This window comes from Bacillus sp. FJAT-27916 (assembly GCF_001183965.1).
GTDB lineage: Bacteria > Bacillota > Bacilli > Bacillales > Pradoshiaceae > Pradoshia.
Window position 1 is genome coordinate 3273713 of sequence record NZ_LFZV01000001.1, and the last position, 14577, is coordinate 3288289.

13 protein-coding genes and 1 pseudogene are annotated in these 14577 nt (G+C 37.3%); all 14 read right to left on the reverse strand.

Features of this window, described 5'->3' with window-relative positions:
• Positions 1–50 precede the first annotated feature (50 nt).
• A complete protein-coding gene (locus AC622_RS16065) occupies positions 51–251 on the reverse strand; it encodes a cold-shock protein (RefSeq protein ID WP_049671990.1) in 201 nt (66 codons plus the stop codon).
• A gap of 210 nt (positions 252–461) precedes the next feature.
• Complete coding sequence (locus tag AC622_RS21580; protein WP_269431794.1) at positions 462–584, reverse strand: hypothetical protein; 123 nt, start codon at positions 582–584, stop codon at positions 462–464.
• A gap of 144 nt (positions 585–728) precedes the next feature.
• Complete coding sequence (gshAB, locus tag AC622_RS16070; RefSeq protein ID WP_049671991.1) at positions 729–3026, reverse strand: bifunctional glutamate--cysteine ligase GshA/glutathione synthetase GshB; 2298 nt, start codon at positions 3024–3026, stop codon at positions 729–731.
• Positions 3016–4338, reverse strand: a complete 1323-nt coding sequence (locus tag AC622_RS16075) for an MATE family efflux transporter (RefSeq protein WP_049671992.1) — start codon at positions 4336–4338, stop codon at positions 3016–3018. Before AC622_RS16075 ends, gshAB begins: the two co-directional genes overlap by 11 nt.
• 149 nt (positions 4339–4487) lie before the next feature.
• Positions 4488–4937, reverse strand: coding sequence for a MarR family winged helix-turn-helix transcriptional regulator (locus AC622_RS16080; RefSeq protein WP_049671993.1), 450 nt, complete (start codon positions 4935–4937; stop codon positions 4488–4490).
• A gap of 253 nt (positions 4938–5190) precedes the next feature.
• On the reverse strand, positions 5191–5796 hold the full coding sequence (locus tag AC622_RS16085; RefSeq protein WP_049671994.1) for a uridine kinase family protein: 606 nt from the start codon (positions 5794–5796) through the stop codon (positions 5191–5193).
• Positions 5797–6015: 219 nt separating this feature from the next.
• Positions 6016–6357 (reverse strand): hypothetical protein, encoded by a 342-nt coding sequence (locus AC622_RS16090; protein ID WP_049671995.1) that lies wholly within the window; start codon positions 6355–6357, stop codon positions 6016–6018.
• A gap of 171 nt (positions 6358–6528) precedes the next feature.
• Complete coding sequence (locus AC622_RS16095; protein WP_049673021.1) at positions 6529–7257, reverse strand: hypothetical protein; 729 nt, start codon at positions 7255–7257, stop codon at positions 6529–6531.
• Between the two features lie 265 nt (positions 7258–7522).
• Positions 7523–8569, reverse strand: a complete 1047-nt coding sequence (locus tag AC622_RS16100) for a DUF2332 domain-containing protein (RefSeq protein WP_231589546.1) — start codon at positions 8567–8569, stop codon at positions 7523–7525.
• 106 nt (positions 8570–8675) lie between these two features.
• Positions 8676–9470 (reverse strand): YwqG family protein, encoded by a 795-nt coding sequence (locus AC622_RS16105; protein WP_197089947.1) that lies wholly within the window; start codon positions 9468–9470, stop codon positions 8676–8678.
• Positions 9471–10020: 550 nt separating this feature from the next.
• Entirely contained in the window at positions 10021–11268 is a 1248-nt protein-coding gene (locus AC622_RS16110; protein ID WP_049671998.1) for an MFS transporter, read from the reverse strand.
• The gene (locus AC622_RS16115) at positions 11265–11843 is read right to left on the reverse strand and encodes an ArsR/SmtB family transcription factor (protein ID WP_049671999.1); all 579 of its coding nucleotides are present in this window, start codon (positions 11841–11843) and stop codon (positions 11265–11267) included. Before AC622_RS16115 ends, AC622_RS16110 begins: the two co-directional genes overlap by 4 nt.
• Before the next feature lie 563 nt (positions 11844–12406).
• Positions 12407–13613, reverse strand: a pseudogene (locus tag AC622_RS16120) (IS110 family transposase).
• 273 nt (positions 13614–13886) lie between these two features.
• Entirely contained in the window at positions 13887–14465 is a 579-nt protein-coding gene (locus AC622_RS16125; RefSeq protein WP_049673022.1) for an ATP-binding protein, read from the reverse strand.
• Between the last annotated feature and the right edge of the window lie 112 nt (positions 14466–14577).

The following is a 14577-nucleotide window of genomic DNA, read 5'->3' on the forward strand; positions in this document are numbered from 1 at the left end:
ATGAGTATAAAAAAAGACCCTGCACCGGCAGGGTCTTTTCTTAGCTGTTATTAAGCTTTTTGAACGTTTGTAGCTTGTGGGCCGCGTTGGCCTTGTTCTACGTCAAAAGTTACACTTTGACCTTCGTCTAAAGATTTGAAACCTTCGCCTTGGATTGCTGAGAAATGTACGAATACGTCTTCTCCGCCTTCACGTTCGATAAATCCAAAGCCTTTTTCTGCGTTAAACCATTTTACTTTACCTTGTTCCATAGTTGTTGCCTCCTAGTGTGTTTCCACACAATGTATTACTATCCTTGCTCAAAACCTTAGACGAAAATCAAAATCGCTTCTCAATCTGAAACCGAACAAAAATAATTCTTCTTAAGAATAACAGGTATGTTTAGAAATAGCAAATAATAACACCCCCTCCATATTGTTTCTTTAATCGTTAAGATTATCATTGATTATAAAACATGGCTGTTAACAGCCATAGCCAGCACTTTCTTGAATAGAAGCGCAGCTTAAAAGCTCGTCATCCCCCGTACAACCAGCCAAAATGAAGTGACATAATGGAAGCAGATAGATGGCCATTGTTTTTTTCACGTAACCCCCCTGTAAGAATGGCTTATGATTCAACATTCTCCACAACCCCATAAATCCCTTTTAACCGCTAACCACCTGTGTCATGGTTATGAACAAAGCACACAAAAAATGCCAGTGGTTTCCCACTGGCTTCATCTCTGAAACTTAATCTAATTCTAAGAGCTGGAGAATGTTATAGGCTATATTTCGTTCCTTCCCCTCATATGGATACGAATGAATGTGGATGGCAGGGTTGAAATTCAATTCAATGATGGAATATGGGGAGTGGTCATCAGTTAGATCCTCCACTATCATATCCACTCCACAAATATTGGCTCCAACTGATTTGGAGGCCTCTACCGCTATTTTTTTGAAGCTGATTGGCACCATGTCCGTAACATCGACGCTGTCCCCGCCGGTGGATATATTAGAGTTTTCACGTAAATATTGCTCTTCTCCTTTGGGTATAACAGAGTCAATTGTTAGGTTTTGCTGTTCTAGAAAAAGCTTCATGTTTTCATCAATCTGGATTTTCTCTAGAGGCGTTTTATACCCCCTTCCTCTTAATGGATTTTCATTTTTTTGGTCTATTAATTGTTGAATGGTTGATATTCCATCACCTGTAACATTGGCTGGCACTCTATGCAAGACTGCCACCGTCTCATCTCCAATGACCAAAAAGCGATATTCTTTCCCTTTTATGAAAGGCTCTATAAGAACGGCCGAATCCTCTCTGAAAGCGATATTTAATGCTTGAATCAAGCTTTCTTTACCGGCTCCTTTCGGGAATATTGAAATCCCCAATCCAAAGTTTGTTGATTTTGGCTTTATAACTAATGGCCGATTAACCCAATGATGAATTGACTCTTTAGCAGATGCCAGATCAAAAAACTCTTCCCCTTCCGGAGTCTGCAAACCGTTCCTTTTAAGAATCTGCTTGGTCACGCTTTTGTTTTCCATGATCAAAACAGCGACATACTGATCCTTGCTTGTTTTTGTCGCCTGTTTGACATATTGCACATTGCTCCCTTTTATTAGTTCGATAAAATTCTCTTTTCGATCCATGATTCCGAAAGAGATGCCTCTCTTAACGCTTTCCTTCAGCAGTATTTGTGTTGAAAGCTCCATATCGGTATAAGGTTTAAATAAGAAGCGTTCACGGAAAGCTGCGTCTCTATGTTTTTTAGCCAATTCCATATGCGCCTCTATATACCCTTTTTCTTTACATAACTGGCCCAGTTTATAGGCATAGGTCTTTTCTGGATTGTGAATGATGTCTTCCTTTGCTTTCAGAACTTCCTTAAATGGCAGCTCATATTGCTCGTTCATTTTTAACAGGTCCTGTATGATTTCGTTTCCCCAGCTTCTTATGGAAACCTCTGCGCCATTTTGTTGGAGCATAAGCTGCCCATTTTGACCTTCAACAGCTGCTTTTTGGATATTCCGCTCACTTTCTAGCTGCCATTTTTCGTATGGCGGCTCTTCCTTTTCTATGCAATATAATAAAAATAAATGAATAAAATTCAAATCAGCAACGGAAAGTCCACTCTTTACAAATGGGTTGATATCAATCGTGCGAAGCTCTACATACTCAATACCGTCTTGCAGTAAATCCTCTGTAGAATAAACAGGACCTTTGCCCTTCAACCGCACCTGGGTATAGAGCTCCCTTATATCTTTAAGCACCCCGTGGTTGATATAAGCTGTAATGGAATCCACATAATTTTCGAGAGAGGAATAATCCAATTCGATGAATTCTTTGTTTTGATACCCACAAAGGCTATTTCGATAAGATATGGCCTTGTTGTTCGAATACGTTTCAGGAGAGATTTCTTCCATCGTATCTACGCATTTCTTCTCATAGGTTGTATGAATCGTATTGGAAGCACCAAGGGTATAGACCAGGAACCACTGGTAACGTAAGTAGTTGCGAGTAAGCTTTAAATAAAGATCATGCTTAAACGCTTGATAGGATTTTTGTTGATTGGTTTTCGTATAGAGTGTCTGTATCAATGCATCTCCTAAGGAGAAGTTAATGTGAATTCCAGAAATAAGTTGTTTTTTTCCTCCATATTTGTTTCTCAAATACTCTCGATATTGCTCATCTTTTTCCTGGTTAGGGAAGATCGCTATCGGAATATCTTCTACTTCCGGTGTGATGGCAGGCATGGATTGGGGCCATATAAATTCATTGTCCAGCTCCAATGCCGCTATATTGTATAAGGAGTCTAAAAAATCAACTGCATCGTTTGTTGTATGAAAGACGGGTGTAATCAATTCTATTTGAGATTCTGAAAAATCTGTCGTGATATAAGGATGCTCTTTTTTATCACCAAAAACAGCAGGATGCGGCGTTAATGAAAGAGTGCCTTCACTTGTAACACGTAACCCCTCCCGTTCAAGTCCAATATTCACATCCAAGATCTGTTTATTTGAAAGAGTAGAGAAGAGATTAAATGGCATGCTGATATTTCCTCCTATAAATTGTGTTGAAAATGAGCACGGATACTATTCCTTTTACAAATGACGAAATCGCAATACTCCACCAAATCCCAGCCAACCCTAATGAAGGAATAAGCAAGATGGCTAGAGGTATTCGCATTAGCGTAAAGATAACAGAAATCGTTGAAGGGATTTTCGGCATACCAATCCCTGTGTAAGCACCCATGCAAATGATTTCAATTGCCATAAATATTTGAGAGAGACCGATTATTGTCAGATAGGCTGAAGTAATCGCGATTGTTTCAGGATCGCGCGTAAATATCCCAGCTAATTCTTCCGAGAAGAAGATAAAGATGATGCTCGTTATAAGGGCATAGGATATGCCGAGCAATAGACTAACTCGGTACCCTTTTAAGATTCGTTTATATTTTTTTGCTCCAAAATTCTGACCAATGAAGCTGCCAACCGCTCCATTTAAACTGCCCATGACAATGAACGTAATCGATTCAATTTGAAGACCGATTTTTTGTGCGGCAACCGCATCCGTTCCATAAGAAGCAATCATGATAGCTAGTATGATATTGATGACGGTAAACAGAATTCGTTGTATTGACATCGGAATACCAAGTCCTATGATTTCCTTGAACTGTTGAAAACGTATTTGGAAAATGTTCTTCTTGAACAGAATACTTCTCGCTAGATAGATAAATAAAATGAACATAAGAATGTGAGAAATCAATGTCGCAATGGCAGCACCAATGACGCCCCATTTAAATGTATAGATAAAAATCGGATCAAGAATGATATTTAAGATAAGACCAAAGGCACTGATATAGAAGCTTTGTTTATTGTTTCCAAAGCTGCTGAACATTCGAATGAAGAACGTGTTGAAATAGGAGAAAAAGAGCATAAAGGCAGACACCGCCAGGTATTTATAAGCATCTATTTGTACGGCATCATTATTTAAATTCAATAAATCCAACAGACGATTTCCAAATAACAGCAATCCAAATACGGTTATAATGCCAATAAAAAGATTCAATAACAAAGAGCTTCCAATATAGGAAGCACTCTCTGCGTCATTCTTCCTCCCTACTGAATGAGCGATTTTTATTCCTCCGCCAACGACAATCATTGCTTGAACCGCATATCCCAAATTTATAAAAAAGCTTGCTGATCCAACGGCAGCAATCGCATCAGGACCAAGACCTCCAACGAAGATCATGTCAATAAAGTTATATAGAAACTGGAGCAAGGAACTTCCTATTAGCGGAAGAGACAAAAGAGAGATAACCGAAAGTTCATTCCCAGAAGTTAAGTCAATTTTTTTCATTTCTTATCCCCTACTAAAAGTGTGTTAGAAGCATTGATGAAGCAAATGCTTTCCTCCTATTATGACCCTCAGGTGCATTTACAAGTAAATCTGTCTCGCAAAATCAACTCTATTATTTGTATTTTGCAAGTATTTAACGAAATGCTATCTTACCCCAATGGAGCAGAACAGCATCTTGTTGTTTTTTTCATATTTTCATTCAAAAGCTGAATGGATTGAATTACCATTTCTTTTTCCGTTTCACTCATCCCGGCAAAGACTTGATTAAGATAGTCATTCATTTGCTCATTGATATTGGCTGCCACACGCTGCCCTTCCTCTGTCAAAGAAAGTAGATAGATCCGCCGGTCCTCTGCATCAGGTGTTTTCTTCACTAATCCTCTTTTTACTAAGGATTGAACCTGGCGGCTAAACGTTGTAATATCCGTTCCGAGAGTGTCAGCCACTTGTTGCATCGAAGGCAATGACTGATGTTCAATTTCATATAAAATATGACTCTGAACGAGCGAGATATCATGCCCTTCCGCTTGACAGCAATTCTTGTTTAAAAACCCAAATCGACGTGTAAAGATTTGAAAAAGGTTCCGAATATCGTGCAAAAAAAATCACCTCTTGCCTGCTTTATTTACTTGCAATATGCAAGTAATCCTCCTTGAATAGAATAGCTATATTAATTGCAAATTACAAGTTATTTTAAGTAAAAACACTGGCACTGAAAGAAAACGAGAAAAAAGCCAATCCCTCGGTTGACTCTCAATCTCAAATTCTAACTCAAACAATAATGGTGATATTTCAAGTATTGATACGAACGGAAATGGAATAGTGACCCGCCCCTTTAGCTCTATAGAATATTTATTCAATACCACTTACTATTAAGTCGGCTCTTTCAAAAGGTCTATATGTTTCAACATAAACGTCCTCCGATAACATCCAATTATTCTCCCACATATCACGAGCTGTTTCTCCGTCTCTTTCAATACCTCGTGAAAGCCTTGTGTCTCTTGGACATTCAACCCATATTGTAAAATCGTATTTTCCGAAAAATTCCTGACGTATTGTGTATACACCTTCTATTATGACAATTCCTCCAACTGGAACAGTATGCCACTCTGCTAAAATATCCCTTACCCAATCATATCGCTGGTAATGCCCTTCTTTATTTTGAGCTAAGGGTTCAAGAACCTGATTTAAAACACGCCTCCAATCATAATCAGCACCAACGGGCTTATTCTTCGGAAGCGTTTTTAGAAGTTGTGAAGAAGGCAAATAGAAATCATCCATATGCACAACAGTTGTATTTAATAATTTACTCTTTAACTTACTAGCGAGTGTGCTTTTCCCTGAACCTCCACAGCCGTCTATCCCAATTAACAAAGTTGATTGTTTTTGGGGAACTGAGTTGATTAGCTTAATCAAGTGTTCGAAATCATTACTGCCTTTAAACGTTTTATTATTCATATTATCACCACTTTAAATTTGGTAACCTTCTTGTTATCTTACCTGTACATTATATTTTCTATTAATTTATGGTTAAATGCTTCTTCCGCTAACCTGCCCGTTTCTCCAATAAGGAATTCCACACAAAAAGGCATTAATCCTTCTTAGATAAATGCCCCCGAGAGTTTAAGTGTATTTATTCGCATAGAACTATCCAAAATAGTTCTCTATATGCCATTTCTAATAATCTAACTGCTTTAAACTCAATAATAAACCGTCATCTGTAATCCTTTTAATTTTGTATAAATTTAACTTTCTGTCAATGATTTTATCCGTTTTATCTTCTTTACTGAAGGAAATTCTTACTGCATTTATTGCATAAATAAGAATTGATAGCACACCTGCACTTCCTAAGGCCACTCCTATACTTTCGTTTTCTGGAGGATGAGTATCCATAATCTTTCTTATGTCTTTATAATAGTCTCCTTTAATAAGGATATATTCAGATTTCACCTCTAAACCTGCTAATAACTCAGTTCGATTATATGCTTCATAAGCTTCTATACCGTTCTCTTTGTACATAAAAACCCCACCTTTCAAGTGTCATAATAATTATATGAAGAAAAATAAACTAAAGGTTCGATTTTTTATAATTTTATTTATTCGACTAAACTCCCTCAATAAAGAATTCAACAAAAAGAGCATTAATCCTCCTTTGGACCAACGCCCAGGTTATTGGTAACTGGTTAGTCTCTATTGGTCGAATAATGATTCTTCTTGTATATCTGTTATTTCAGATTCAATCACGTCTTTTATTTTTTCGTTTCCGATTGCCCCATTATTAAACATATTCGAATCTGTTACATAGATCAGCCTAAATGCTACACCATTCTTCAGTTCAATTTCTAAAAATAATCGTTTTCCGTCCATTTTATCATCCTTATACAAAGTCTCAATATCCTCCAATTTCAATTGATCCCAAGCATCTAGGAATTTCGTTTTTGAAGGTTGTGAGAATGTGTGTATTCGTTCTCCATCTTCTGTACTTTCAATGTAAATATTTTTCACGAACTTTCTCATTGGTACTAGGTCAGCAGCCGTTTTGGCCTCGATATGGGTATCCACCACATAAGTTTTATCGTTGGCCATCACCAGCAAATCTGACGGATAGCCTTTCACCTCATAGATGGGTGTCCCCTCTTCCAAAAACGTGGCATCCCCATTTTCCATCTGGTGATCGCTACAAGCATTATCAGCCATCCTATAGGCAACTTCCCCAAGCTTCCTGCCCTTTTCAATTGAAATGGGACCCGACTCATCCGCAGAGTCTGGAAACTGGTGTTGGTATTTGATACCGCTAATCTTCAAGACATCCATCCATTCAATTTCACCATCAGGACAACTGCCTAAAAAGGAATTGCTGCAAGAGGATAACAAGATTGTGAAGACTAGGATACCAAGCATCTTTTTTAAACGCTTCATAAAACCCTCCATATGACGTGATTTAGAAAACCTTTGAATTTCTTCAATACCAAATACCTCTAATTCCTTTTTTAACATTCATTATTCTACATAAGGAAAGTGTAAGTTCTTCGCATTATTGAGCTAACCTGTCACATATAACAATAAGGAATTCAACAAAAAAGAGCATTAATCCTCCTTGGATCAACGCTCCCTATAGTTTAAGTACATTTTTCCACAAATTCAGACAGTGAAAAAGCCACCCATAGAGTAGCAGCTTCACCATTTACTGAATTGGCATTTGGCTTTTCAAAAACCATTCAAACCATCTACCGTGTCCATCTGTTGTAGCTATAGTATTTTTACTCTCAACACCATCCAAATAATAATCAAGATGCAAGTACCTATCTTGAATATTATTGTATATATGAAATACGTCCCTATTCCTACCAATACCTTCAACAATTTGCAACAGTTGTTTTTTCTTTTCTACGGGTATCTGGTTAGCAACGTGAGTATGAAAAATACAAATCACGCTGTCTTCTGAAGTGTTATCAACAAATTTAGGTAACATACTAACCCCATCACCATCATATAAACTCACTGGAACTTCTTTAATATAACTTGCAGCTTCTTCAAACATACACAATCTCTCTTTATGTTCTGTCCATATTAAGGATTTAAGCCACAATTTCTCATCTTCATCATTTAAATGAATTGTATTTAAATCTATACCAATCCTTGCCGATACTGGCGGCGGCGTCGAATGGAGAATCGGAGTATTTTCTCCTTTTATTTGTGCAGTAATATTAAGTCTGGAATCAAACCTGCCATATATGTCATTTTGCCCGTATGAGTATGAATATTGGTCCCAAAGAAGCTGTAATCCTGCACTCGTTCCAATTTCAATAAGTGTTAGTGGTTTCTTCACTATCTCATAAATAGTACAAAAAACAGGATAAAGATATGCACATCTTCGTACTTCATTCGTTTGGACAAGTCTAGTCTTGAGAATTGACTCAATTTCACTCCGATGTTTAAAGCAAAAATCCTTAAAGAATTTATACGATTCTCTATATGACTTTGGATTATTAACTATACTTGGGTAAAATTCTTTCAATGGGTGGTCATTACCTTTTAATAAAAGATAATGTACTGCACCGAATAACAGGTTTGGAATGGGTTGCCCCTCTCCTGCATTACTACAAATTTCTAGAAGTTCATAATCCTTAGAAATATTTATGGATAACAATTCGTATAATGGGCTAGATCCTTTACATTCCCTTTCGGCAAAGGCCAAAAAAGTTTGTGATAAAAATTTGTTATCAACCAAAGAAACATCCCCCTTCCATAACAATCTCATAAATTAATTCCGCAATCACTAAAATAAACCTTTATTAAAAAGCCTTTTGTTTGTCTAACAGTTCCCAAGAATGCCGTCAGCCGCAATCCCACGTATACAATACACGGGAGAAATCCCGCTTTTTCAAATCCTCTGGACGGATAAAGAAATTGGCTACCCCAACATCTCCCCACATGATGTCATCAGTTTCTTCCTCGCTGTCAATTTGAAGCAAAAGAACCGAATAGTCTTCATGCTCAGCCGAATCACGTGGATCAAATTGCGCAAAGGCGGCATATCCACCGATTTTATGTCCCCCGTTTGAAAACTGTTCATGCCAACTATCCCAAACGGTTTCTTCCTCGTCCTCTGAGAACGAAATGTCCAGACGCTCAAACCGATAGTCGGATAACCCAACAATTTCTTCAGACAAGGTAAAAGCAAGGGCATATTCTCTATCCACAGGAAAATACTCATCATCGTCGTCCACCGTAAGATGGCTAAAATCGGTACAGAGAAGTGACACGTCTTCGGTGACTGCAGGATGAAAGATTACACGAAAATTCCGCGAATCGCTTAAGTTATCCCAATTGGAACCCAAACTGCCGTCATCAGGGGTGGAGATGAAAAACTGAAGCATCCCTTCTGTCGGTAAGTCAGAAAGAGGCGGGAGATGATCCAATCGATATTGTGCCAAAAAGCGAAGGGGATTCCCTTTTTCATCCACAGGGTGAGGGAAGTCTTTTGGAAGGTAGGGGTATCCCCCGAATTTGCTTTCAAATAAAGCGGGTGTTCCTCTTTGAGTCTGGATGCGAATGAATGGTGTGCGGGATTGTTCAATAGCCTCGCGAAAAGGTTCTAGCACAGGCGGGAGTTGAATGAGCTGAGTCAAAGGGCATTCCTCCATTGGTTCTCTTTCCTTTGATAGGGAGAGGATTATTTTTACCCACATTATACCAAGTGGAAGGGAGGAGAAAGAGAGGAATGAAAATATTCTGAACCTGCCGAGATTCAGATGATGGCTCGGCATAGTTCTCAGATATTTATCGTATTCCATTGGTTACCCTCCATAGTGACAAGTATCACTACATCTTTATTTCAACTTTCAGGATGTTTTATCCCTCTTCCGCTATCTAAACTATACATTTATGTAATCAGCCTTTCATTATATGCAATTAGTACATAACTATAGGATCCGTTTCTCTCGTAAGAATACTAACGGGTATTAATCCTTATTGGATCAATACCCGTCATGTGAACGCAATTTTATGAAATTTTTTAAGGATGGCTCCAAAGGAAGAGAGTTGTCATGACTGCTATTGATGAATGGCCTGGTCGTTGAAGGATATAACGAGAAGATTTTCTGCGATGAATGTAGATTCTCTGAATAACTTAGACAAAGACCATTGTCTGACATGGGAAAGAAATTTATCTCTCACTATTCATTTAGAATCACTCGTACCGGCGGGTGTTTGAAATGTTACTTTTCCCTGTTTCTTTGTAACAACCACTCCAAATAAGCCGCTTATGGATAATAAGATCGATGCTAGAATAAACCCAACTGCTAATGGTGCATGTTCGGTAATCCAACCTGAAAACAACTGAGAGATAGGCACTGCCCCAAAAGATGCGAGCGCAACTATACTCATTGTCCTGCCGAGCTTATTCATTGGAACATGAGCTTGTATTTGTGTAGTCATGATGACACCTGAGATACCATTTAATATACCTACGATACATAAGATAGTTAACACTACCCAAAGAGAAGGAATAGCGATTAGAAATAAGACAGCACCTTGAAATATTTCAAGAAAATAATAGGAACGAATGGTCTTATATTTCCTTTTTACTTTTGAAACAATGACCATTCCTATAAGGGATCCTATACCGAAAGCCGCCATAACGATTCCCACCTGAGAGCTGCCTAGACCTAAACTCTCCTTTGAATAGACGGGTAATATAACCTGCAAGGGTCCGACAACTGCTAGCCCCCCTATTAAATCAACTAATAATAAGGTTCTAAGCCATTTAACGCTCCACACCTGCTGAAACCCTTCTGAAACATCTTTAAGAATGGTTGACTTCTTCATTTTAGGAAGTGTTTGTTTATTAATTTTTATAAACATGCCTGTCAACGAAGCTATAAGATAGGATAGCGCATTGGCAATGAAGACAATAGTGACACCTGAATACGCGATTAACAGACCGGCTAGAGGTGGACCTATAAACATAGCTATCTGCGAGATTGACTGCACCCCAGCATTCGCTCTTTCCAAATCCTTCTCTTCCACAATTGAAGGGACAATTGAACTGAAGGCCGGGTAAAAAAATCCGCTTATCACTCCTGATAAAGAAAGCAAGAAATAGAGAAATGGAAAAGTTAAGGAATCGATCATCATACATACGACTAATATTGCCGTTATGATAAACCGAAATAAATCTGTCGTCCAGATAACGGTTTTAGCGTTTAAACGATCAACCACTACTCCACCCCATAATAAAACAAGAATCCGGGGTACCATTAAACAAAACTGAGACAGGGCTACTTCCATTCCCCCGCCGCCCATTTCAAATATCAGATAAATAATCGCCATCTGTTTAAATCCATCACCAACTGTTGATAACGATTGCCCGAAGAAAAACAAGGAAAAGTTTTTGTTTAAAAGCAAGGAATTCTTTAAAATGTTCATTTTTCATGACCATCAGAAGTAGATTTCCTTTGAGACGCTAGATGAAAAAAGTAACTAAGTGAATAAAGCGAAGTAGCCTCATCCTTTTCATCATTCGTTCGTGATGCCTCTACAATTTCATTGATTGAAGCAAAATGTTCATTGATTAAATCTATTTCTTCTTTATTCAACCAAGCCTGTTGCTGGAAGATTTGCGCAAAAGGAATGACACCCTCATAATAATCAATACTTTCAAGGAGATCTTGATACGTTGCATGAAAAGTAGATTCATAGAGCATATGTTGATCTGCTTTAGATAATTCTAAAGCAGGTGATAATCGAAAAGAACGTGCTGCTGCCATATATTTTTTCTCGATTATCGAACCCTTAACTTCTTCCTTTGTAAGTTGAATAATTCCGGCATTTAAAAGCTCTTTTACATGAAAATGTACTTTTGGTGCCGATTCACCTAGCTCATCGGCAATTTGTTTATTACTTAGCTCTCTAGATGTTAAAACATTCAGAATGCGCTGCCTTAATGGATGTGATAGTGCATGTAGCTGCTCTGCTGTTTCGATAATCATTTCGTATTTCATACTATTTATGCTCTCCCTATTGTTTTAATTGTTGTGAACCGGTGATGAACTAAATCATCAAACTGAGTAGTGATATAACCATACTCATCTTTACATGGCCAAATTAAATACCAGTAAAATCTACAGGACTGCAAACTAACATATATCATTCAGCTTTGAATGTACTACGTCTTAAAGCTTTATATACTCAGACCTCCTTATACGAATATAAAATGAGAACTTCAGGTAAAAATTAATTTATTAATTAATATTTTCTTATCGATAAATTATAATTTATCTAATTCAATTATAATCCCCATTTTCTGTAAATTCAATTTAAATTTACTTTTTTTGTTAAATTTCATCTTTAAGGACGACTCCCCATTGCAAAATGAATGTATCTACGTTACGTTTCTTTTACGCCAAAACAGCCACCTCCAGATAGGAAGTGGCTGTACTTGTTATTTGACTAAACCAGCTAATAGGATGTCAATATCTCTCTGTAAAATTCATTTTTTTATATGCTATACTGTTTTTAGGCATACCAAATGGAAGGTTTTTCTTTATGTGGTTGGATAACCTTTTTAAGCTATATCCAGGAAATGTTCTTTGCCTTTTAATAAAGCATAAATCCAGTGAAGAAGTTTATTAATACAAGCGACAATTGCCACTTTCAAAGGCTTTCCTTCTGAGCGTTTCTTGTCGTAGAACTCTTTGAGCTTTTTATTTCTGGAACTCCTTATTCCACATAATACAGCTAGATATAAGCTGTGTCTTAGCCTGCTGGAACCCCGTTTCGTTATATGATTCGTCGTAGCTGTAAACTTCCCAGAGGAATGTACACTGGGATCAATTCCAGCGTAGGCAACTAGTTTCTTAGGATGATTAAACCGATCAATTTCACCGATTTCAGAAATAATCGTGGCAGCGATTTTTTCTCCAATCCCAGGTATTGATTGGATAATCTTATATTCTTCTATTTCATTTGCCAGGGATATCATTTGGTTCTCCAATTCCGACAGATGTCCTTGGTAATGAAATAAGATGTCTATATACATATTAAGATTGATGAGATGGCTTTGATACATCACCTTTTGAAAAGGATTTTGAGTAGCTGAATGGATCAATTTCCTTGCTTTCTCTCTTGCCCACTGAATAGAACGAGTTGGACAATACCCTTTTATTCGTTCCGCCAGGTCCTCTTCATCCGCCTCTAGAATCTTCTCCGAAGTTGGATATTCTCTTAATATTGATAAGGATACTTTTGAAAAAAGATCTCCAAATACCTTTCTGTATTCAGGAAAAGTCTGATCTAAAATCGTGTGAAATTGCAGTTTTGCTTCCACATACATATTCGTCACGATCTCCTGTTGCCTAGAAAGGTTACGCAGGTTCATCAGTTGAATTCCCCTCAATTTATAAGGTTCAAAATCCTCTTTGTAATAAAGGACACATAACTGATAGGCATCAAATGCATCTGTTTTTACTTTTCTTAAACTGGATTTCTTTGCTTGGTGAGAAATGATAGGGTTCAACAGAATATAAAGTACATCATTCTCTTCTAAGCATTGAATAACAGGAGTATGATAATGCCCCGTTGATTCCAATATAACCACCGGCCTGTGTGTGACCTGTCATTGATTTAATTTCCTCTAAAAAACCTATAAAACCATCTAATTCTTCACGATTATGCTTAATTGAAAAGCTCTTTCCATAAGGCTTTCCTTTATCTAAAAAAGCCTGTACTTCACTTACTTCTTTAGCTACGTCTATACCCACAACCGGGTTCATTCTTTCTCCTCCTATTGCGTATTCACCAGTAACCCCTAATACCTCAAGTAGTATTATATCTTCGCTTGTTATACGAGATCTAAGTCCCAACCAGCCTCAAACATATTTCTACTAGTAGGGGGTGAACAGTTTAGTCGACGGGATCAATGTCCCACGCCCCCGTACGTTCTACCCTGGCTACTGATAGAATAAATCCATATAAAAAAAGTTCAACCAGAAAGATCTGGCTGAACTCTATAATACGAACGCCCCTGATAGTTTAAGTACAATTATTCACAAACTTAATTTATGTAAGTTAGCAATTTGAACTATATTTTGAATAACTTGATTAACTTCCTCGTTATTTTTAATTACAAATAAATGATCTGCTTCACCTTCTACTGGGTCTACAATATCTTCTTTTAAAGATTCTACCTGTTGTTTAACAAGTACATCCTTAAAGTTTGAATACGCACCCCTAAATATATTTGTACTTCTTTTGCTTAGAGTTATTCGTTCCTCAAGAACTTCATCAGGAATATCAAAATGAACCAAAATGCGAACAAACTCATCTGTATTAAACAATTCTTCAAGTAAAAACAATCGTCCACTTCGACTTCTATTTGAGTTGCTAATAATAAAGTGAAGATGAGTATTTTCTTTGGCATAATCGACAATTAATTTTGAAATAGAGTGCTTAAGAGTATTAGGTCCTCGTTTTGGTTGTAAGATCTTATAGTAAGAATTAATAAATTCAGCGTTGTTATCTTGGTCCATTACAAAAGAGTTATTTAGCTGTTTCTCTAATGCCTTCGCAAATGTAGTTTTGCCAGAGTGGGTTTTACCCACTGTTATAATTACTAACCTTTTCATAACATCGACTCCTGCCAACAAAATTCTAGAAAAAGGATATAACCCTTTATTTTCTCTTGTTAAACTACTCGTAGCAATAGGTAAGCGTTTGAAGTTATCTCCGGCTTTTCCC